At 54.9% G+C, this 22,568-nt stretch carries 16 protein-coding genes and 1 pseudogene; 6 read left to right on the top strand and 11 right to left on the bottom strand.

Translation table 11 applies throughout. From position 1 onward, the window contains the following. The 7 genes and pseudogenes from HYH08_RS12740 to HYH08_RS12710 all read right to left on the bottom strand — a co-directional run. Window positions 1-307: pseudogene (locus HYH08_RS12740) on the bottom strand (capsular biosynthesis protein); the annotation flags it as partial. Window positions 308-646: 339 nt separating this feature from the next. After that, entirely contained in the window at window positions 647-841 is a 195-nt protein-coding gene (locus HYH08_RS12735; RefSeq protein ID WP_228747771.1) for a hypothetical protein, read from the bottom strand. Between the two features lie 382 nt (window positions 842-1,223). Next, entirely contained in the window at window positions 1,224-2,249 is a 1,026-nt protein-coding gene (locus tag HYH08_RS12730) for an NAD-dependent epimerase/dehydratase family protein (protein ID WP_220010118.1), read from the bottom strand. After that, the gene (locus tag HYH08_RS12725) at window positions 2,224-3,423 is read right to left on the bottom strand and encodes a glycosyltransferase family 4 protein (RefSeq protein WP_228747770.1); all 1,200 of its coding nucleotides are present in this window, start codon (window positions 3,421-3,423) and stop codon (window positions 2,224-2,226) included. Before HYH08_RS12725 ends, HYH08_RS12730 begins: the two co-directional genes overlap by 26 nt. Before the next feature lie 130 nt (window positions 3,424-3,553). Then, complete coding sequence (gene asnB / locus HYH08_RS12720) at window positions 3,554-5,398, bottom strand: asparagine synthase (glutamine-hydrolyzing) (RefSeq protein ID WP_220010117.1); 1,845 nt, start codon at window positions 5,396-5,398, stop codon at window positions 3,554-3,556. Window positions 5,399-5,447: 49 nt separating this feature from the next. After that, entirely contained in the window at window positions 5,448-6,593 is a 1,146-nt protein-coding gene (locus HYH08_RS37800; protein WP_349631423.1) for a glycosyltransferase, read from the bottom strand. A gap of 93 nt (window positions 6,594-6,686) precedes the next feature. Continuing rightward, window positions 6,687-8,006 carry a nucleotide sugar dehydrogenase gene (locus HYH08_RS12710; RefSeq protein WP_220010149.1) on the bottom strand — a complete coding sequence of 440 codons (1,320 nt, stop codon included), beginning with the start codon at window positions 8,004-8,006 and terminating at the stop codon, window positions 6,687-6,689. Between the two features lie 284 nt (window positions 8,007-8,290). Between HYH08_RS12710 and HYH08_RS12705 the strand changes: the two genes are divergently transcribed. Together HYH08_RS12705 and HYH08_RS12700 are read left to right on the top strand one after the other, a co-directional pair. Then, window positions 8,291-9,298 carry an NAD-dependent epimerase gene (locus HYH08_RS12705; RefSeq protein ID WP_220010115.1) on the top strand — a complete coding sequence of 336 codons (1,008 nt, stop codon included), beginning with the start codon at window positions 8,291-8,293 and terminating at the stop codon, window positions 9,296-9,298. Window positions 9,299-9,359: 61 nt separating this feature from the next. Beyond that, a complete protein-coding gene (locus HYH08_RS12700) occupies window positions 9,360-10,418 on the top strand; it encodes a glycosyltransferase (RefSeq protein ID WP_220010114.1) in 1,059 nt (352 codons plus the stop codon). Between the two features lie 8 nt (window positions 10,419-10,426). On the opposite strand, the gene HYH08_RS12695 is transcribed toward HYH08_RS12700, so the two are convergent. Then, entirely contained in the window at window positions 10,427-11,749 is a 1,323-nt protein-coding gene (locus tag HYH08_RS12695; protein ID WP_220010113.1) for a hypothetical protein, read from the bottom strand. Between the two features lie 242 nt (window positions 11,750-11,991). Between HYH08_RS12695 and HYH08_RS12690 the strand changes: the two genes are divergently transcribed. From HYH08_RS12690 to HYH08_RS12680, 3 genes are all read left to right on the top strand, one after another. Next, on the top strand, window positions 11,992-12,738 hold the full coding sequence (locus HYH08_RS12690; RefSeq protein ID WP_220010112.1) for a class I SAM-dependent methyltransferase: 747 nt from the start codon (window positions 11,992-11,994) through the stop codon (window positions 12,736-12,738). Between the two features lie 4 nt (window positions 12,739-12,742). After that, window positions 12,743-14,329 (top strand): lipopolysaccharide biosynthesis protein, encoded by a 1,587-nt coding sequence (locus HYH08_RS12685; protein ID WP_220010111.1) that lies wholly within the window; start codon window positions 12,743-12,745, stop codon window positions 14,327-14,329. A gap of 225 nt (window positions 14,330-14,554) precedes the next feature. Next, window positions 14,555-15,721 carry a hypothetical protein gene (locus HYH08_RS12680; RefSeq protein WP_220010110.1) on the top strand — a complete coding sequence of 389 codons (1,167 nt, stop codon included), beginning with the start codon at window positions 14,555-14,557 and terminating at the stop codon, window positions 15,719-15,721. A 141-nt stretch (window positions 15,722-15,862) separates the two neighbouring features. Here HYH08_RS12680 and HYH08_RS12675 read toward each other — a convergent pair whose 3' ends face one another. The 3 genes from HYH08_RS12675 to HYH08_RS12665 are packed head-to-tail and all read right to left on the bottom strand — an operon-like array spanning window position 15,863 to window position 18,941. Then, complete coding sequence (locus tag HYH08_RS12675; RefSeq protein ID WP_220010109.1) at window positions 15,863-16,711, bottom strand: dTDP-4-dehydrorhamnose reductase family protein; 849 nt, start codon at window positions 16,709-16,711, stop codon at window positions 15,863-15,865. 49 nt (window positions 16,712-16,760) lie between these two features. Further along, window positions 16,761-17,891 carry a non-hydrolyzing UDP-N-acetylglucosamine 2-epimerase gene (gene wecB / locus HYH08_RS12670; protein ID WP_220010108.1) on the bottom strand — a complete coding sequence of 377 codons (1,131 nt, stop codon included), beginning with the start codon at window positions 17,889-17,891 and terminating at the stop codon, window positions 16,761-16,763. A gap of 15 nt (window positions 17,892-17,906) precedes the next feature. Beyond that, on the bottom strand, window positions 17,907-18,941 hold the full coding sequence (locus HYH08_RS12665; RefSeq protein ID WP_220010148.1) for a polysaccharide biosynthesis protein: 1,035 nt from the start codon (window positions 18,939-18,941) through the stop codon (window positions 17,907-17,909). A 2,407-nt stretch (window positions 18,942-21,348) separates the two neighbouring features. Here HYH08_RS12665 and HYH08_RS12660 point away from each other — a divergent pair. Beyond that, complete coding sequence (locus HYH08_RS12660) at window positions 21,349-22,542, top strand: CaiB/BaiF CoA transferase family protein (RefSeq protein WP_220010107.1); 1,194 nt, start codon at window positions 21,349-21,351, stop codon at window positions 22,540-22,542. The last annotated feature ends 26 nt before the right edge of the window (window positions 22,543-22,568 follow it).

Raw genomic sequence — 22,568 nt, 5'->3', positions numbered from 1 at the left:
CCTTGCCGAGGAAGAAGGCGCCGCGGACATTGGGGGCGACGAAGATGTAGTCGAGAACCAGCAGCGCCACCGTCAGCACGGTGGCAACGCGAATGATGTTCAGCGCGTCGGGCAACGAGATGAAGCGCCATTTCGTCGTGGTCAAATTGAAGACGAAGAACACGACCACGCTGAAGGCAAGGAAATAGGGCAGGATCTGGAACAGCAGCGGCAAACGGTCATAGAAGCCGTCACCGCCCTCGAAACGCAGATAGAATGCCACAAACAGCGCCGCCGTGGTCGCCAGCAGGTCGTGGAGCGCGATCATGAAATTGCGCAAGGTAAGATGCGAAAGTTTCGTGACCACGTTCAGCTGTGTTCTCGGTTTAGGATCACCGCAAGCCACCTGGTCTCGCGCAGAATTCGGTCGCGGGCCCCTCGCTTTCAATCCGAATGGCAATCGCGACAGTCAGCAACATCGGCCAGAGAAAACCAATGAGCAGCGCGCTTATTGACGTCAAGAATGCGTTTGATAAAGAAAACCACGGCCACTCAGCACAAAATATCAAAGTAAAAGTCAAGGATACTGCTTGTCCTACCCAACGTTGGAGCTTTCCGTCATCTCCCCCGAACGAAGGAGGTAGGCCCGCTGCGGAGGTATCCCTACTTAGCACTCGCCGCTACGAAAATGCGGCATGAGCTTTTCGAAGATCTCGTCTCGAAAGCGGTCAATCTCCCAAGTAAGCGCGTCGCTAAAACCGGGTGCGTGGCGATGGATGGTTTCCCGGTCAGCAAAAACCTCTTTGGGAACTCCACCAACTTCGACCCAGCCCTTCAAGACAGTGCCGTTCCAATCGATCATTTTCGGCCTATCCATCGATCGTCCTCCAAAATCAAGAGACCACCTATCATACCTCTGCGCGCCAAGTCTGTTGCACCAGCGCAACGGTGAGCGGAAGATCGCAGCCGAACTAGTCACGTCCCGGCTGGGCGCCCTGCCCGCGCTCTAGTCGGCTATACTCGTCAATCTAATGCTGCAAACTGCCTCCGAAAAAAAGACGAATGGTCAGCGCCTGTCGATCGAGGGAAATACCCGATAGCGGACGTGCGGCAGCCGTCTATACCCTGATCGGCACCGATAAGCTCAACAACATCGATCCAGAGCCTTGGCCCCCGACGTGCTGCCGCGCCTGACAGAATCCCGCATCCACGAACTCCCAGCCTTGGGCCTGCCAAGGCAACTGCTACTTCGTTTGTGACAAAAATTCCCGCATCATTGCCTCCAGCCCCGCTCGTGTATCAACGAGGGGACGCCACCCGATCTGTTGAAGTTCCTCCGAGCTCGCAACCAAGTCCCTGCCGATTCGATCCCATAACCGACCGCGCCCAAGTGAAAGCATAACAAACTTCAGTATGCCGGAAGGGACCCAAATCATGTTCGGCGCTCGTCCGGCTGCCCCCCTCAGAGTTGCAATTATGTCTCTAAGCGTGATTGCATCTCCGTCACTAACGATGAAAGTACGGTTCGCGGTCGCTGGATTTTTTAAGCAGAAGATGATTGCCTCAACAAGATTATCGATCGAGAGCAGTGATCTACGATTTTTCAGGGCCGCGAAGGGAAGGGGCAACGGAAGCATAGCTATGCGCATCATGGCGGCTATGTTGGCTCTCGCCTTCGGCCCATACACGATGACAGGTCTTAGAATAGTGAACGGTACATTGGTAGCACGCACCTGTTCTTCGGCGGCAAGCTTCGCCCGATCGTATGCGCTCGCCGGGCGCGGTTCATGTTTCTCGGTCACAACGTAGTCCGCGGCGGAGCCAACTTGGGCTCCAATTGAAGATACAAAAACGAAGCGTCTTATGCCGCGTTGCGCACACGCCTTCACTAAGTTCGTAGCTGCGAGACAGTTTACTCTTGTGTATTGTCCGATGTCAGCATGAGTTCGATGAGCGATCGCAGCGAGGTGCACGACCGCCTCTATGCCATCCAACAGTGGAGACCAGTCGACCTCATATTCAAGATCGGGAAGCTTCATCCATTCAATGCCAGGGACTTCCGCCACAGGGGTGCGGCGTCGGGAAGCCGCGCGCACGTCAAAGCCAGCTCTCACGAGCGCAGGCGTGAGTTCAGAGCCAACGAATCCGGAAGCACCTGTTACCAATACCCGCAATCTCACCTCCTTCAGGATGACTAGAAGCTCCTTGATCGCAAGCAGGAAGCTAAAAAGGTACTGCGCTTGCTTAGCCGGGAATTTGTTCGCTTGCACCTGCGGACGCGATAATCTGTCGAGCCGCAGCTTCCGAAGAAAACAACGATTGCCCTAATTTCTTGGCCCGCACTGACATCGTATGTCGCAAAGCTTCATCATCAGCTAGCTGCCCCACCAAAATTTGGAAATCCCTAACGGAGCTTCCGACGTAAACCTTGCCAATCCCGTAATCTTCAATAAGCCCTTGCAAATCTGTTCCCTCCGATATTCTCGCGAGTACAGGTAATCCATATTGGACGTAGGAGACGAATTTGCCTGGGATGTTGTGAGTACGATGGTCCGGGTGAAGCGCAACGAGCCCGACGTGGCACTGGGCGAGAAGACCCGGAATTTCCGCAGCAGGTATTTCCGGGTGAAACAGCACATTGTCCACCTCTCGGAACCGCGCTTGGCAGGACGGAAATTCCGTACCGCGGCCCACGAATAGGAAGCCGATATCCTTCCGATCTCGAATACTCTCCACCAGATCCATCAGGAGATCCAGGCCTTGGGCCACTCCCATATTGCCGATGTAGACGAAGATCTTGCGGCCGGCCAAGCACGTTTTTTCGATCTCAATGCTGCAACCCGTATTTGGCTCGACGGTTAGCCAGTTGTGCAGAACTTCAAGCCGACGGGAAGGCCGGGCCCATCTTGAGACGTATGCTAGATTAGATTCAGTCTGAACGCCGATCGTATCTGCCACGAAATATTGGATTGCGGCGACTGTTTTGAACAAGACGTAGATCGGTCCTCTGCGCATCAAGCCTATATCCACAGCCCATTCCGGAAATATGTCGCGTAAGATTAGATAAGTCGGCGCATCTGACGTGCGCCGAAGCTGGGCAACTAGAGGACCGAAGAAGATGGGAGGGGAATACCAAACTATAAGATCCCAACGAACGGACCTAAACGGGCTCCGGCGAATATTCAAGTACATTGAAAAAGGTAAGAGCATTTCTGAAATGACGCGAAGCACTCGCGAAGCAGCACGTGTAGGCCGCGAATGCACGCGCAATACCTGTACGCCGTCGATGCGTTCGAGTGTCCAGGCGGCGGTCTTCTGAGGTGAAGGAACGATCACAATCGGATCATGTCCCAACAGTACAAGCTTTCGCGCAAGGTCGTGCAGCTGCACTGCGGCTGAGGTGCGCAACGGTGGATAATCAGTTGAGATCAATGCAATGAGCAAAGGCCGAGTCATTGCAAAACGCAATAGCGGATTTTACGCACTTTCATCGAAGATCCGTTGTACTCGTTGATTAAGTCACTCTTGGTGGAAAAGCAGCAGAGCCGTGTATGTTGACGCTCATATCCACTTCCTAGGTAACAACCGAAACTCCGTATTCTCGGCGCCAAAGCTCAAGAGCTATAAGTTGAAACAATCGGTGCCCGCCTCTCTCAGTCGCCTGCAGCTTGGAGATCAAAGGACCAAGAACTTGCTTGTCGAAGAATGGAGACCCGCCCAAGAGCAGATCTTGGATCAGGTGCTTCCACGGTCCCTGAAACCAACTGTGGATTGGAATTGTGAAGCCTTGTTTGCGGTGACTATCGAAATCAGAAGGAAGCCAGCGTTTGGCCAGGTTGCGGAGAATCACCTTGCGGCTGTTCCCATCGACCCGCGCATTAGAGGATAGCCGTCCAAATGCGAATTCGACGATCCGGTGATCTAACATCGGCGCCCTTAGCTCTAGCGACGTCAACATGCTCGCGCGGTCCACTTTGACTAGAATATCGTCGCACATGTACGATCTAAAATCAGCTGCGCAGATTGCATCGATTCCAGTGCGGCCGCTCGCTAAACCGGATCGTCGAAGTTCAGGGGCGAACGAAATCGGCCGTGACGTAAGACGGGCTCGCAGGACTGGATCGAGCAATCTCGTCAGAGCCGCTTGTGGTGTGCTGAGGCTAAGCATAGCGAGCAACGCGCTACGACCCTTTATTCCGATGGGAACAAGATTCGCTGCAGAAGTCTCGAGCCGCAGCCTGTGCAAGCCCAACCTTCGCAGGCGTTCGAATTGCAAAAACCAAGGATGATGCGCGTATCCACCAAACAACTCGTCTCCACCATCCCCACCGAGTGCTACCGTGCAGCTCCCCCTAATTGCTCGGCTTACGATAAACGTCGGAATCATCGAATTGTCCGCTATCGGCTCGTCGTACTGATGGATCAACGCCGAGAGCAATTCGTCTGAGGCAGGCTCGGCTACCAGCTCAGTGTGTTCCGACCCAAGGAAATCAGCCACCCTGCGCGCATACGCAGATTCGTCGAATTTTGGATGTCCGGGGAACGAAACAGTAAAAGTCTTCACGCCCTTTCCAGCAGTGCGCGCTGCCGCAGCTGCCACCAAGCTCGAATCTAGCCCGCCACTTAGGAGTACGCCGACGGGAACGTCCGCCACAAGTTGGCCTCGAACGCTTTGGGTGAGCAAGGCCTCTAATTCGTCTGTTAAGTCCTCTAGATGATTCTCTGACGGATTATGAAGCGGCAGATCCCAGTATCTATTGACAACAAGCCGGTCCTTCTCAGGTTCGTACGTCAACCAATGAGCAGCAGGAAGTTTCGCGAAGCCGTCAAGCATGCACAACCCACCGGATACGTACCCATAAGCAAGATAGTCATCCAACGCCTCAGGGTTGACTTTTCTGGGTAGACTTTGGTCGACGAGCAAACTCTTTAATTCGGACGCAAAGGCAAATCGCCCATCCTTTTGAATATAGAATAGCGGCTTCTCTCCGGCTCTGTCGCGCGCCACAAAGAGGCGCCCCTGCTGTTGATCCCAGATCGCCATTGCAAACATGCCGACGAGTCTGTCCAAGCAGCCAGGCCCCCAAACGCGATAGGCGTAAAGAACCACCTCCGTATCACTCGCGCTCCGAAACTTTACTCCGATTTGTTGGAGCGCGACCCGCACTTCGTGATAGTTGTAGATTTCTCCGTTGAAAACGATCACAGTCAGTCCGTCTTCCGAGATCATTGGCTGATGTCCGAGTGGACTGAGATCAATGATCGCGAGCCGGCGATGTCCGAGGCTGACGCGCTCGTCCGAACTCATCCAGAGCCCGGAATCGTCGGGGCCTCTGTGAGCGAGAGCCCCTGTCATACGCTCGACGAGCGAACGATCAATCGGCCCGACCGAATTAACAAGTCCCACGATGCCGCACATGAAAAGCCTTTATTAAGTACCTAGCAACAAAGGTACGACCTTAGATCCATCAAAAGACCACTGAACGGGGGCGATCTCCGCCGTGGAGCAGCCAGTGGTATACAGCAGCCATTTCGACGGCAACACTCTTCCAACTGAACTTCTCCTCGACCAGTTGCCGCCCAGCTTGACCCATCTTCTGCATAATTTGGTCGGGCTGCGACAGGAAGTGTGTAAGTACGTTGCAAATCGAGTCTGCCTCTGGCGCTATCCGCACGGCCGCGCCTCGGCTAACTCCCACGGTCAGATTGCACGCATCAGTGATCACCGCCGGCAAACCGAAGCTCCAGGCTTCCAAGACCGAGGTTGGTAGGCCCTCGCTGTGGCTTGGGAGGATGAAGGCATCAGCGTCTCTAAACAGTTCGTCCTTTTGCGGGCCGAAGACCGGTCCCGGGAAGATAATGCTGTCCGACGCGACTCTGGCCGCATGCGCGCGGTATTCGTCCGCTTGCAAGCTATCGTCCCAGCCAGCCAAGACAAGCTTCCACTCATCCCGAACCCTTGCAGGCAAGCGACCCCATGCATTGATCAGTTCGGACAATCCCTTTATTGGGTGCAGGCGACCCAAGAATAGCAACTTGCGCTCTCGGCGGTTTAGACTCCGAGAAATGGTTGCAGGCACGCTAACGCCGTTGGGGATCACGCAAATTGGCCCTTTGGCCCCCACTTGTCGAATCATCTCGACTTCCGCTTCGTTGAGTGCGTGAAAGCAAGTCGCGTTCGCAATCAACGTTTTTTCCCAAAGAGGCCAAGATAATTGCTTTTTCCACCTTCTGTGAGCAAGAGCCCAAGGAGACATGCTTCCGCGCGGCGAGAACACATAGGGAGTACCGATGCCACGCCGCCGCAAGTTCACCATGGCCCGCTCAGCGCAAGTCCATAAGTTATGTACGTGGAATATGTCGACCGGGGCACGAAGACATTCATCGGCCATTTCACGAGCTGTGATCAGCGATAGTATTCTAGTCGTGTCGACGTGCACCAGATCGACACCCCTCCAGCTGAGCCTGTCCAGTTCGCTAGCATCGTCACGGCGGGCCACCACCCGCACCTGAGCGAGAGAATTGTCGTGCAGAGCAGTCGATAGACCGCACACCGATGCAAACAGTCCCGAGGCTCGTCGGGACGCAAATTCAGTCAGTTGCGTAACCCGCATCAACGTCAGACGCTCCGCCTGAGCACTAGTTAGGACGTCAGATTTGCTCGCCCTGTCGACGACCAAGCCTTAATGATCGAATTCGATTTTGAACTAAGCCTTCACGATACGTTCGCGGTATTGCTCGACCGCTCGCGTTGCATTGCGTGTGTCCACAACCAATCGACTACTCGCTACCACGGTTGGATAGTCAACCTCGTCATGGTCCGTCACGATCAGGACCGCGTCAAATTCGTGCATTGCATCACTTGTCAGTTGAATACCGCGACGATTCGCCAAGCTCATATGCTCCCTTGTAACCGGGATGACAGAAACGTATGGGTCATAAAAGCTGACGCGGGCGCCCTGCGCCTCGAGTAGTTCGATAATGCGCAGCGCGGGGCTTTCGCGAATATCTTCGACGTTCTTCTTGTACGCAAGGCCGAGAATTAGAATGGTTGAGTTATTCAGGCTCTTCGCAAACCTGAAATTCAGCGCTTCCGCGACCTTGGTGACTACATGTCGAGGCATTGAGGTATTCACCTCACCAGCCAACTCAATAAAGCGAGTTGACATGTCGAACTCGCGTGCCTTCCAAGTCAGGTAGAACGGATCAATGGGAATGCAGTGCCCGCCGAGCCCAGGGCCAGGATAAAAGGGCATGAAACCGAAAGGCTTTGATTTCGCCGCGTCAAGGACTTCCCAAATGTCAATTCCCATTGCTGAAAAGACAAGCTTGAGCTCATTGACAAGTGCGATATTGACCGACCTGAAGATATTTTCCGTTAGCTTTACAGCTTCAGCTGCTTCAGGCGAAGAGACGGGTACTGTGGCCGTGACTACGTTGCCATAGAGAGCGCAACCCGCTTTAAGCGCCCATGGCCCATCCCCACCAATTACCTTTGGAATCGACCGGGTATTGTGCGTGGGATTGCCAGGATCTTCTCGCTCTGGAGAAAAGGCAACTAAGATCTCGACGCCGCTCTTGAAGCCACTGCGCTCCAAAACTGGAATTACTAGCTCCCGCGTGGTGCCCGGATAGGTGGTCGATTCTAAGACAATTAGCTGGCCCTCGCGCAAATGAGGGACGAGATGTTCAACGGTCGTTGAGACGTAGGACAGGTCGGGTTCACGATGCCGAGTGAGCGGCGTAGGAACGCAAAGAATAATTGCATCTGCCTCGTGCAAACGGCCATAGTCAGTGGTAGCGGAAAAAAGTGCGCTGTTCACTGCATTTGATATGTCGGCCGCCGCTATGTGCCGGATGTAGGAACATCCGGCATTCAGAGAACCTACTTTTTCCGAGTCTATGTCGAATCCGAGAACCGTGTAGCGCTGCGCGACGAAAGTAAGGGCGAGAGGAAGACCAACGTACCCGAGCCCGACAATCGCCACCACCGCCTGGCGCGTGTCGATCCGGTCCATCAGCCGCATGATCGCTGGATGCTGTGGCGCATCACGCAAGGGATCATCGTGTTGAGCAATACCTTGGACCATGTCAGAGGGTTCCTTAATCGAACGTCTGGCAGCCTGTACCATGGCCATTTGCCCTTGTACAACCGCAAAAATTCGGGAATAAGGGGCCCGAAACTAGCCTTGAAGAAGCGCACCGTTAGGCTGAAGTCACTGCATTGGTTCCTTCCAAGTGCTTCGGCCTCGCAATGATCCCTTCGGTACCGTCCGTTGTTCAATCACTCTTCTTATATATGTGAGCTTACATGTCCATCCTCGTTACCGGCGTCGCTGGTTTTATCGGCTTCCATGTTGCACGGGCCCTGCGCGCTCGCGGCGTTCGGGTCGTTGGAATTGACAACCTAAATGATTATTACGACGTCGAGCTAAAGCGGTCGCGCTTACGCCTACTCGCAGATGATGATGGATTTCAATTTCTAGAATTCGATCTCATTGACAAGTCGGCTATTGATCGTGCGTTCGACAACGGTAGGTTCACAGTCGCCATTAACCTAGCCGCGCAGGCTGGGGTCCGGTACTCGCTTGTCAATCCGCACGCGTATGTCCGAAGCAATATCGAAGGGTTTATCAATGTGCTCGAGGCCTGCCGGCACAATAATGTAAAGCATCTTATATACGCTTCATCGAGTTCAGTGTACGGCGCCGTCACCAAGATGCCGTTCTCGGTTCACCAAAATGTCGATCATCCGGTCAGTCTCTATGCGGCAAGCAAGAAGAGCAATGAACTGATGGCTCACAGCTATAGTCACCTCTTTCGACTGCCAACCACGGGCCTTCGGTTCTTTACTGTCTATGGTCCCTGGGGGCGGCCCGATATGGCTCTCTTTCTTTTCACGAAGGCGATACTGGCCGGCAAACCTATTGATGTATTCAACCACGGGCGAATGCGTCGCGATTTCACGTACATCGACGATATCGTCGAGGCCATCGTTCGCTTGACCGATGTTATCCCCGCTTCCAACCCAAATTGGAGAGGCGAAGCGCCCGATGCGGGGTCCAGTCTCGCACCATATAGAATTTACAATATCGGCAATCACAATCCTGTAGAGCTTATGTATCTGATCGAGGTGCTCGAGAATTGTCTCGGTCGTAAGGCGATTAAGAATTTCCTGCCCATGCAGCCCGGCGACGTTCCAGCCACATACGCCGACGTCTCCGACCTTGAAGATGTAGTCGGGTTCGCGCCCAAGACGCCGATCGAAACCGGCGTCGAACGCTTCGTGCGCTGGTACCGAGAATATCACAAAATTTGAAGAGGGATCTCCCTGAGAGAGGCTGCCGCACCCTGCGTCTCTCACCTGAACCGAGGTCCGAATGCGGGTTCTTCATCTCATCCCGACGTTGAAATACGGTGGTGCCGAACGGCAGGCGCGTCAGCTCTTGCTCGCCCTGAACGAAAAAGGAATTGATGTCGCCCTTTTCAGCCGCGTCGACGCCGCGGATGCCACAGGACTGCGCGCTGGAGGAATCACCGTCCGACCAATCCATTGCAAGAGCAACTATCACCCGCAACTGCTCTCGGGACTCGCAACCTTCGTTCGCGACTGGAAGCCTCATGTGATCCAGACGTGGATGCCCATGATGGACATCCTCGGCGGTCTTGTTGCGTCGACGCTTGGAATTCCGTTCGTCATTTCAGAGCGGTCGGCGGCGGCCAACTACTCCGAGCGAGGAAAGGCGTTGGCGCGCAAGTTCCTCGGCCGCGGCGCGGCCGCAATCGTCGCAAACAGCCCCGCGGGGATGGATTACTGGAAGGGTCATCCTCGGCTCTACTTGATTCCGAATGGCCTCGACCTCGATGCTATCCGCGTGGCGCCACCGGGCCATCCTTTGCACCGTCCGCTCATTGTTTGCTTGGCACGGCTAGGCCCGGAAAAGAACCTATTCCAACTCATCCAGTCTATACTCATCGTCCGCAACCGTTTTCCCAATGTTGAGCTCAAGATTCTCGGGGAAGGACCGGAGCGAGCTGCGCTTGAGAAGATGATTGTCAAGTACGACCTTCAGGCCAATGTGAAGTTGGCCGGCTATCGAACCGACGCCTGGTCTTGGCTTAAGACGGCTGACATTGCGGCTCTGGTTAGCCATTTCGAAGGAAGCCCCAATGCCGCTCTCGAAGCGGCAGCAACGGGCTGTCCGATGGTTCTCTCGGACATCCCGAGCCATCGCTGGGCCTTTTCCTCGGAGGAAGCCATATTTGTCGACAAAGACCGAGTAGAAGCGATCGCCGCCGGGATTCTCGAGGGATTGACAGACCGCGCACGGTTGAAGCGGTTAAGCGCCGCTGCCAACTCGCGCGTGGCAAAGCTTTCCATTGCGACCAGCACCGATTGCTACCTTGAACTCTACTACGATGCGATAAAGAACCATTGAGGAGATCGTCAGCTGCGCTGTCTGCCGTGAGGCGCGACGTTGTTGAAGCGCGAAATATTCGCAAAAAGATTGGCAGCGTGGCTGTTGAACACCCCGACCACGAGATATAGGCCGAGACTCATCAGCACATCACCATACCAGCGATGTGGCGCAATAAAATTCGCGCCGATGGCGCAGAACGGAGCAATGTAGAGCGGATTCCTGACAGCTGCCCAACGTAACCTGAAAAGAAGCGCTCCTAAAGCCAGCATTCCGAGCACTATTCCCGCATATCCGAAGTTAAAATAGAGTTCAGCCAAGCTGCCGACCGGATATGAAGTCGCCCGTGATATCTCCCACCAATCGCCAAACAGGACATTTTGCGCCCGCATAAACCCGTAATCAAGCGGTTTCATGGGAAGCAGGAACCTCGGTGCGAATGTCAGAAAGACGTCCTCGGCGATACTCCGCCCCCAGTCAAACTCGAAATGCGAATGAAGAAAGTTGACGAGGTTTTCGAATTGCTCGTAAGAGCTGGACAAACGGTAGAGTATATTGACCGGAAATGGATATTCAAGTGATTCGGCTCCCACGGTCGTTATCTTCTGGATTATGCCTAGAGCGCCTCCCACGAGCGGCAACGCAACCAGGAGTCCACCCTGCACTCGTAATGATATCGGCTTGATCCAGATCGAGCGATACAGGACAAGGCTGAGAAGCCAGGTTAGCAATAACGCCCGACTACCGACCACAAGAAGAACAAGAAAGGTTAGCGCAGCCGATACGATGCGCTCGGCCACCAGCCCATGCGGCCTGGCGTGAACCTCGTAGCCGAGATGAAAGAGCCCCACGAAAATCGGTCCGATAAAGGCCCATCCACCTTCCAGCCAATTCAGCGCTACAGCCGCTCGAAAATCCTCCCAGGCGGCAAAGGAGTACAACAACGAGCGCATGTTGAAATCAATTCGAGAAATGATAACCAACGATGATGACGCACTCACAACGATCAGCAATAGATAAAAAAGACGGTATGTCGAAGGCGGAACAAGCGTCGCAGCCGCCGTGCGCCTCGAGGGCGCAGGGCAAAAATAGTACCCGACATTAAATACCGTCAGGGCCATCCAGCATATGATGAAGTAGAAGGTCAAGTCTGACGGATGGGACCATCGATCAGGGTAGGTCACGAAAGTCAGCGGCTGCCAACCCAGGAGAATGCCCTTCAAGAAATACGAAGCGAAGAACCCGTAGTTGAATAGGAGGACGGGCTCGAGCAGGTTCGGTTGCGGTTTCCGTAGCTCAAGTAGGAGCGGAATCGCAACCACGATAAGGCTTATGAGCAATTCGGTGACCACGTCGAGGCTCTTAGATGCGATCGGAGACGAGTGGCACCAGTTCTACCTGGACTATCTGCCATATTCTTCACTTACAGCAAGTACCTCCACATGAGCTGATAGCGGGCGATCAGGGGAGATGCAAGGAGAACCGACTGACAAATTTAAGCACTGTACTGGCTTTGATCGCCCGCAGAGAGTACGCTAAACCTTTGCAATCGGGCGGCACCCGGTTTCAAATTCTGCTCGGAGAAGCTGTTGTGATGGAAAACGAGAGCGATTTGGCTGGCCCTAAGCATTGGGATTCGCGCGCACTGCGCGTCTCGCGACGATCTCCTTCGCGCCTGAACGTCACTGTTGCCGACCTGACCGACCTCCTCTCTGCGCACTTGCGTCCGGGCACGTCCGTGCTCGAGGTCGGGTGCGCACCCGGAAAATTCCTTCTCTGGTGCGCTCTCGAACGGCAGGCCAAAGTGAGCGGCGTAGAATACGCCCCCAAGAGCGCCGAAGCAACGCGAGAACTATTTCGAGACATGCAGGTCCCCATAGACCTGAGAACGGAAGACTTCCTGCAGACGAGCTTTCCGCCAGGTTCGTTCGATCTAGTCTTTAGCTTTGGAGTGATTGAGCATTTTGATGATCCGCGACCCATAGTCCGGAAGCATGTTGAAGTGTTGCGCCCCGGCGGCAGAGCCATCATCACGGTACCGAACTACGGCGGTTTTTATGGGACGATTCAGTCGAAGCTGGACCGGAGCAACTTGCTTCTGCACAATCTTGACATCATGAACCACCAGTCGCTGAGCGCGCTCGCGCCGGCGGACCTGAGCGGCGAAGTGCGAACCTACGCATGGGGACGTCTCACGCCTTGGATTCTTTCGTTTGATAAGCGCTTGCCGCCCGCCCTGGCTCGCAGCTTCGCCCTCGGAGTGAATGTCCTGGGGCTGCTGCAACCGGTGATGATTTCGAAAATGGCACCATGGCTTGTACTTGAGATCAGCAGGCGCTGATGCCATGACGGAAGAAGTCGACCAAGCGACGGAACGGCGAGTTATCGAACCTGACAAGCCCGATGAGTCCCTTGGTTCGACTCGTCTGCTATACGCCTTAGTAGCGAGTTTTGCCGGACGTACCGCAAGCCCGCTCGTCAGCATCCTCTTGATGCCATTTTTCCTAAGCCTGCTCGGAGCCGAAAGCATAGGCCTGATCGGACTCTACACGACCGTGATGTCGCTGTTAGTCATCGTCGATCACGTGCTCGGGCTTTTTGTGACTCGTGAAACGGCCAGACGGTCGCATTGCCGGCATCATCCCGAGATCGGAGACATTCTGCTCACTGCGCAGACGGCGTACCTCGTTACAGGTGTCGCGATCGCGATGGCGATCACAAGCGCGGCCCCGTTCATCGCACATTCCTGGATTTCTTCGACCAACCTAGAAGCGCCGACGGTCATTACCTGCGTCGTATTGGCTGGTTGGACGATGCCGCCGCAGCTCCTGTTCAATCTGAACGTGAGTTTTCTACTCGGACTTGAGCGGCAATTCGAAGCAAATGCGCTCCTTGCCGGCCTCGGCATCGGTAGGGGTGTTTTGGGAGCGCTCGCCATCGTCTACATGGGCCCGACGCCAGAGATCTATTTTGGTTCACAACTGGCTGTGATCGCAGTCTGCCTTGTCGGGGCGCTTGCGATCGCGTGGCGCAGGATACCCGCAGGGGGAAAGCGTCCCACTCTGCGCTTTCATCTCCTGACCGACAGCTGGCGCTTCAGCTCCCTGCTGATCGCCAATGCGCTTGTTTTCGTGATCGTCTCCCAGGCAGACAAGGTGATAGTGAGCGGACTGCTTCCCTTGCACACGTTCGGGCATTACGTGCTCGCAGGGAGCATCGCCAGCCTTCCGGCTTTAGTCGTGAGCCCATTCATGACGGTCTTGCTGCCGAGATTTGCGCGCCTCGTCGAGGCGCGCGCGGATGGGCAGATCTCCGATGTCTACCATGCTTGCAGTCAGTTCGTCTCAATTGCGGTCTTGCCCGCCTGGGCAATCGTCATTCTCTTTTCGGACGCACTGGTGCTCCTGTGGACCGGCAATTCAGAAACGGCCGCCGAGCTGCGGGTCGTATTGCCACTCTTGTTTTCCGGCGCGACTTTGCTTGCGTTGAACTGCGCACCGAATTCACTCGCCTTGGCGGCAGGCTGGTCCAAATATCCGTGGTACGCTAACATGGTGGCCGTGCTGGGGATTCCGCTTGCTCTCTTGCTGACGCCAGTTTTTGGCGCAGCCGGAGCAACGGCCGTCTGGATCGGACTAGGTCTTGCCAATATCATCGTCACTCCCACCATGCTCCACCGTCATCTTCTAATCGGCGAGCAGATGCGGTGGTATCTTAACGATATCATCATTCCTTTCGTCGCCGGCACGGCTTCAGCGCTTGTTGCGCGCCTCTCTTTGCCCCTCGCAACTACTCGCATGAGCCAACTACTCGAGTTTGCCGCAATAGGGAGTATCGTACTACTAGCGACCGCAACTGCGACCCCTCTCGTCCGTGCCCAAGCATTGAACATTGTCGCCCGTCTGCTAACGCCAAAGCAGCCGTCCATGTAGACGCGGTCAAGGTCCCACGTTTAGATCAAGACGTGACAACACATTGACCTTTCGGTATCTGGGGCGCGGGGTTTGCTGCTTTCGCAGCTCTCCGGCAGAGCACAAATTGGCCATACAGAAGTACTTTGACCAGCACCTGATGCGCTACTGTCCCGACTCCGATCTTGGCCTTCGGGTTGTGGTCCGAGAAAACCTTTAGTTGTTCTCCATGACAGGAAAGCTTGAATGAAGGCAAATTTACAGTTCTTGCGCTTGGCGGTTTTCGTGCCCCTTGTTGTGTTCGGTGCGATAGCAGGTGGCGTTGCAGCGCAGGTGTTTGGCCGCGCTTTTTCGGCTGAGATTACTTTGCCGATAGACCTCCCACCAGCCACCGCGTACAGCGCTTACAAGGATGCCGAAGCAAAACTAAGCTCCGCGCTCTTTTTCGCCCAGTTCGCCCGTACGAAGAACTTAAGCGGTTCTGCCGAAGCTCAGTTGTTTTTAGCCCAGCTCGCGCAAGGGGCCGGCGATCCAGTCAAAATTCAGCATGAATTCGGTGTATCGCGTGCAACGATTCGAGACGTTCCGGATGAGCTAGCTAGGGACATTTCCAAGAGCGCTGGAGCTTTCAAATTGCGCGTCTCGGCAAGGGCGAAATCTTCCGAAGAAGCTGAGAAAATAGCGGAGCTAGCGATATCGTTCGTGCCAGCCGCGTTCATTCAAAATGCGCTCGAGCGCCATCGGCGGGAATGGGGAGACGTTGATGCACGTCTCAGCCAGCTTGACGCCGAAGCTCTTCGGCGCAAGGCGCAAATCGCATCACTCGACAGAAGCATCGTTGAAATGACGAAGTTGCGCGATGCCGATAAATCCGAACTTTCGAGCACTGATATCGCCAGGAGTTCGATCCAAGTCCAGGTGAACGGTTCGGCTTTCCTGCCCGCGGCGCAGCAGTTGGTCGGCCTCCAATCTCAACGTATTCAAGAGCGAGAGGAACTGAAGAAAACCGAGGATGAAATCAAGCGCTTAGAGACACTACGATCATTCGCGAGCAGACTGGCTTCCATCTTCGGGTCAGAACCCGATCCTTTGATAGCGCTTGACAAGAGCCTCACTGAAGCAAGAGACCTGAGATCCCGATCTACTGAGGTACCGCAACAAATCGCAGCAGATATTGCAGTTTCGGATTTGGCCTCCGATCAAAAGGCGTATGCAAATGCGGAAAGCAATCCCGCCCATGCTACTGCTCGGTTCACGGGATACGAACTTCGCTCTGGAATTGGCTTGGGAGCGGTCGCCGGCGGCGCGATTTGGATCGTACTCTTGTACTTCTCCTTGTTATGGCGACGTGATGCCGAGTTCCGGGACGCGGCCGCGCCTAGCCTTTTCGCGCAACTGAGCAGCCGTCCGTGAAGAACCCGTACTTCAGCTCGAAACCAAGTGGCAGCGAATGAGATGACGGCGGCGGTGAAGATAGCATTGATCGGCATCGCCATGGAAGTGCCAGAGATATGGTTTGGCTGAGCATTTCCCGCGATTGATCGAACAGCGTAGCTACCACCTACGATGTTCTCGCATTGCCGTCACCAGACTTGGCCAATTCGGTGGGCGGTATCCAGTCGCGTTCTGGAATCTTTTCGAATCGAGGGATCGATCAATCGCTACATTCTCGTCCGGTACAATTTCGATATCCTTTTCATATGCTGCCGCAACCGCCTTAAGCAGGTCAAATTTTGTGATCGCTTCTGAGCCTAAATGATAGAGTCCGTTTAGGTCAGGATGAGGAACAACAAAATCCTGCACAACTCGAGCCACCTCGATAGTTGGTAGCCCCGTGTAGATTGCACGTACATAGCCCGGTACCGTACGTTGCTGCGCTAAAAACCAGTCGATCAGGCTGCTGTTCGGGTGGATGCCATGTCCTATAATGGAAGTGCGTAGCGTTAGGGCGCCCGACTGCTCGATTTCACCCAGGAGCTTTGTCCGCCCGTAGAGATCGATTGGATCGGGGATATCGGACTCTACGTAGTTCCCTTTGCTACCCGAGAATACGCAATCGGTAGAGAAATGGATCACACGCGCGCCTATACCGCGACAAACCAGGAATAATTCGTGCGGAAAAAGCGCATTCGTTTTGATTGAGATGACCGGATCTTTTGCTTGATCTAACTGCTTGATGACACCTATGCAATTTATCACAAGCTCGGGGCATAAATCGGATATCACATTACGCCAAGACTTCGTATCTTGTGCCGAGACGTTCTCGATCAAGGGGCAATGCGAGGACCACCCGGCCGGTCTGCTTCTACAGGTTCCAAACACTTGAAAGGCTGCATTGCGGCCCAAGTAGTTAAATAACGTGTGGCCCAGCATCCCACTGGCGCCCAGCACGAGAATCTTCATGCGTCTGTTTCCTAAAGGTGACAAATACGAAAGAGAGGGGGTACCCCTGTCAGTACTCCCTCCAGATCACGCGCCGAACGTAATCCGTGTAGCTGTGAACGATCCTTACCACCTTGTCGGATACGTTCATCACGTCGTAGTCGGAGACCAGTCGCAGACTGCGATCGCTTCCTCGCGGTTGCTTGGTTAGGATCGCGAGCCCCTGCCGAACCCGATCGATGTCGAGTCCGACCAACATCACTGCGCCCTCTTCCATGCCCTCCGGCCGCTCATGAGTTTCCCGGAGATTTAGCGCAGGAAAATTGAGGACTGAAGCCTCCTCTGTGATGGTACCGCTGTCCGATAATACAGCCCGAGATGACGTTTGAAGTTTCACATAGTCGGTGAACCCAAGGGGCTTTTCGAGCCGCACCAAATTACTAAGTTCCGCGCGGGCATCAGCGAGACGTTTTTTTGTGCGCGGGTGAGTTGAGACGATGATTGGCAGGCCATGGTCGCTTGCGAGCGCATTCAAGACATCGAGGAACTTCTGCAACTGGCGGTGAGAGTCAACGTTCTCTTCGCGGTGGGCACTAACGACAAAATATTGGTCAGGTGTGAGCTTAAATCGCCGTAGTACGTCTGAACTTTCGATGCGTTCACGATAGAATTCCAAGACCTCCAACATAGGACTACCTGTCTTTATTATTAGATCTGGCGGCAGTCCCTCGCGAAGTAGATATTCGCGAGCAATATCACTGTAGGTCAGATTGACATCGGCGGTATGGTCAACGATGCGCCGATTGATTTCCTCGGGCACGCGTTGGTCAAAGCAGCGATTTCCTGCCTCCATGTGGAAGATGGGAATGCGTCTGCGCTTTGCGGCAATTACACCAAGACAGCTATTGGTATCTCCAAGCACAAGCACCGCTTCAGGCTTTTCTGCTTCAAAGATTCTGTCAGACGCTATTAGAACGTTGCTTATTGTTTGAATTGGGCCCGCGCCGGCACTTTCCAGGAAGCGATCAGGTTTCCTGATCCCAAGATCTTCAAAGAAAACCTGGTTCAACTCATAATCGTAATTTTGACCAGTATGAACTAGAATGTGCTCGCAGAATTCATCCAAGCGAGCGATAATACGCGACAAACGAATGATTTCCGGACGCGTACCGACTACGGTCACGACTTTCAATTTTTTCAAAGCTAGTCCCTCGTTTCAGATGTCGTGCGGAGCAGGGTCACCGCGCAGCACAGCCCGAATGAATTCAAGTCGCAGCAACAACTCTTTCATTTCTGAGACCCCTAATCGGGTCGTGTTATGTGAGTTGAACTCACAACTCTTGCTAATGCGCTTTTCGCCTTGTTCGAAGAACTTCTCGTAATTGAGATCACGGGCATCAGGAGGTAGGCGGTAGTAATTTCCAAGATCCTCGGCTGCAGCCATTTCCTCGCGGCTCAGCAAAGTTTCGTACAACTTTTCTCCATGCCGGGTACCAATCTCCTTGACCGGATAATCAGGTTTATTCATCAACGTCAGCAATGACTCGACCAGCACAGCGATAGTTGCGGCAGGTGCTTTTTGAACAAATATCTCACCATTTCCGCCGTGCCGAAACGCATATAGGACCAGCTCGACTGACTCCTCGAGAGTCATCATGAACCTGGTCATATTAGGATCCGTAACAGTAACTGCCTGGCCCTTACGCACCTGATCGACAAACAACGGAATAACTGAGCCGCGAGAGGCCATTACATTTCCATAACGAGTCCCGCAAATTACGGTCGGCGTTCCTTCCAGATTGCGCGACGTTGCAACCATCACCTTCTCCATCAACGCCTTCGATATCCCCATTGCGTTGATCGGGTACACGGCTTTGTCAGTACTTAGACATACGATTCGCTTTACGCCGGCAGAGATCGCGGCCTCAAGGACGTTTTCAGTCCCGAGCACGTTCGTCCGTACTGCCTCCATGGGATAAAATTCACATGAGGGCACCTGCTTCAGTGCCGCTGCGTGAAAGCAGTAATCCACGCCACGCATCGCCGCCGCGATGCTGTGCCTCTCGCGAACGTCTCCGATGTAAAACCGCAGCTTCGGGTCCGAATAGCGACGACGCATATCGTCCTGTTTCTTCTCGTCTCTACTAAAGATCCGAATTTCGCGAAGACCGGAGTTAACAAGCCGCCTTAGAACAGCACTTCCAAAGGAACCCGTTCCGCCCGTTATCAGCAATACTTTGTTCTCGAACATCATTCCCGCCAAATTTTTCGATCGGCACATGAGCTAGTTGGCAGCGATTTGGGGTTGATTAATAGTGCGGCTTACTGATGGTCAAGCGCTATCAGGCTTTAAACCGCTATTAAGTCCCCCACCAGAGCAAGCTGATGCCGCCAAGCTAACAAGCTGGGTTCGTGGAGTTCCAGCTCGCAGGCCACCTCAAAGACGCGCCATCGTCGCAATTGTTCGCCGAACTAGCCCCCCAGACTAGTATCATGATACCAGACACCAGCAAGCAACGCTAGCGCGTACTGCCGCTTGCCGAAGCTTTACGAAAAGGATCGTTGAAAAGGCTTGAGGACCTCTAGAATATGCCCAAAGTCGGTTGCTTAGCCCTGGTTGGTCGGGCCAGCGCTTGCTTCGGAAAAAGAAGACCCCGCCCCAGTATTGTAGCGGTTGTTTCGGTGTACTTGTCTACGTAATCGTATCGTAACTGAGCCACGATAATGTCCCCCAAGTGGCACCTCATTCCATTTATTCGAGAACTCAATTGTTTAGACGTGCTCACCTCATTGCAATCGCCCCCCTAGTGGTTCTCGCTGCTTGCAAAGATGCGAGGGAGGAATCCAGAACGCGGTACCTGCAGGCCATTGCCACGTACGAGCAGTGCGTTGAGGCAAGCGCCCGCGGGCGTGATAATTGTCATGGTCTACTTGGGGAGATTAAGGCTAGAGAGTTGGAATACATCGCCCACTTGGCCGGTCGACGGTAAACTATCCGATGCTTTGCCAGAGCATATCTCAACCGAGGTGTAACTTGTGCAATGCTTCGGATCGAACGCGTGTGCTACCGGCTGCGCCCTAGCTACCTCAGATGTCGATCGACAAAAAGCGCTCGCCCTGGACAAAACGGGAAGATGATCTATTTCGCGCTCTTGTGGGTTCCGGCGCCGAGCTGGGTTCTATCGTTGACGCGCTAGGCCGCCCCCCTGAGGACCTCAGGCGTCGAGCATACTTGCTCGGCCTACCGAAGAAATGGTTTAAGCGAAAGGCCCGCTAACGTCACTCCCCAGCCGACTGCCGCCCGCTCTGCTCTGAAATGCTCGAAGTTCACGCTGCGTTGGCTGATGGGGAGGGGCCGAAGCCGAGAAGCGCATGGTGATGAAGTCGACAAGAGCTGGGTCCGGGAGCTCATGTGGGCCGTACTATGCAATGAAGAAGATTTTCGGCGCGCGCAGGTCAACCAGCCGGAGGACGTGCTGAAGGAGTTCGGATTGCGCCCGCGGAAGCTGTAAACTCGGCTCGCGTCTCAGGCACTCTGCTGCACCGCAAGGCCGCGGCACTAACTACCCAACACCTTCCGTTCAAGGGCTATTTAGCCTTTGAAAGCTATTTCGGCGCGCGCAACGAGAGCGTCACTGTCCCGCATCGCGTCTCACCCCAAGAGCTTTCCTGGCGGGTCCGGACCCTCCAGGCGAGCCGTCCTTACTCACATCAACAGGCCAGAGTTCTGACATCTGCGTCATCCCCTGGAACTGCCCGTTGGCAAAGCCAATGCGGTAGCAATACACCGCCACAACGACCGACCAAATCGTCAAAAGCAAGAAGCTCATGCGTATCTCGCCACTGGCAGGCTATCTCAAAGCGCTTCAATCCACGCCACCATCTCGAAACCTAAAGATCTTCGCAGTCGCAGTGAGCGAAAGAATGGCAAGTAAAAGCATGAACCCTAGTAGAATCCCACCTATTACGAGCGCGATCATAAGTCTCAATACTCCGGTGGGAATGCGGTGCCGATTAGCCAACACGGCAGTCTTATGCACATTGCCACGAACGCGATCCAAGCAGATTGCCGGAATATAAACATCCAGAATATAGAATTCCACCCCCTCTCCAAGCGTACAGCTCATTCCGAGAACTGCTACAATGACCGGAACTAGGGTTCGTTGCCATCAACCTCATCTAGCTGACGGCTGGCTCCGCCGACAGAACACTGTCCTGGTCCGGCGGAGCACATCAAGTATTCTCATAAAATGAACTGGATCGGCCTCATCGCTGCTTTGGCCCTGGCCAACGTTGTCATCGGGATCGTGTCGGATTTCCAATTGGCAACCTGTCGCGCTGGCTCGCTGCATGCCGTTGTAGGAGCCTGCAAGCCTATTCAGCGGGGTCTCCCAACCAAGTCGTTCCAATAAAAGGTGTGGTTAGGCGAGACCATCACGGCTGTTCTTTGGTATTCTTGTTCCCGGACAAGCGAGTCAGTTCCACCTAGCTCAAGGGTCGGAATACCTTCGCATCCAGGAATCAACGGTCATCTACATCATTGCCCCTGCTGGCGAGAGGTCTAGGCGCTTTCAGTGTAAACCAACGCTAGCAGACCTTTGCCGCTCCCTTTCGATCGATATGCTAAGCTCAAGCAGTCTGTTCCGGAGCCTTTCACGATGCCCTTCCCGCGTGCCTCCGAAGCCCTTTCGCGCTTCACCGTACTCGATCTGACCCGTGTCCGCTCCGGACCGACCTGCGTGCGGCAGCTCGCCGATTGGGGCGCCAACGTCATTAAGATCGACGCGCTGACCGAGGATGCCGGCGGCGAGCAGCCAGGCGGGCCGCGGCGCGGTTCCGACTTCCAGAATTTGCACCGCAACAAGCGGGCCATGACGCTGAACCTGAAGGACGAGCGCGGGCTTGCATTATTCAAGCGCCTCGCCGCCAAGGCCGACGTCGTGGTCGAGAACTTCCGGCCCGACGTGAAGAAGAAGCTCCGCATCGACTATGACAGCCTCGCGGCGATCAATCCGCGCATCGTCTATGGCAGCATCTCCGGCTTCGGCCAGGACGGCCCCTATCACAAGCGGCCGGGCTTCGATCAGATCGCGCAAGGCATGGGGGGCCTGATGTCGATCACCGGCGCGCCCGGCGGCGGCCCAATGCGGGTCGGCATTCCCGTCGCCGACCTCACCGCGGGCCTGTTCTGCGCTATGGGCATCCTCACCGCGCTGCTCGAGCGGGAGGTCTCAGGCAAGGGCCAATGGGTGCAGACCTCGCTGCTCCAGGCCCAGATCTTCATGCTCGACTTCCAGGCCGCTCGCTGGCTGATGGAGAAGGAGATCGCCAAGCAGGCTGGCAACAACCACCCGACCAGCATCCCAACCGGCGTGTTTAAGACTTCCGACAGCTACATCAACATCGCCACCACAGGCGGCCGGATCTGGGAGCGCTGCGCCCTAGCCATCGGCGCGCCGGAGCTGCTATCCAATCCCGACTACGCGACTGCGCCGGCGCGCTCGAAAAACCGCGACGCGCTCCATACCGAAATCGAGCGGCGCACCGTGACAAAATCGACCGAAACTTGGGTTCGCGAACTTAACGAGGCAGGCGTACCCTGCGGGCCGATCTACACCATCGACCAGATGTTCGAGGACGCTCAGGTTAGGCATCTCGGCATCGCCCAGGACGTGCCCAACGATGAGGGCCGTCACATCCGTTTGCTCGGCCAGCCCGTGACGCTGTCACGCACGCCGAGCCGAATGGTGGCGCCGCCACCTGAGTTCGGCGAGCAGACACAGGAAGTACTCAAAGAGTTCGGCTTTGAGGCAGAGGAGATCGCAAGCTTGACGGCCGCCCGAATTATCTAGCCCTCTAAACCGTGCAGTATCAAAGG

The organism is Bradyrhizobium sp. BR 10289, assembly GCF_019455385.1.
Classification (GTDB): domain Bacteria; phylum Pseudomonadota; class Alphaproteobacteria; order Rhizobiales; family Xanthobacteraceae; genus Bradyrhizobium.
Note: the sequence above shows the minus strand (reverse complement) of the source record. Positions and strands in the feature narration are given on the sequence as shown.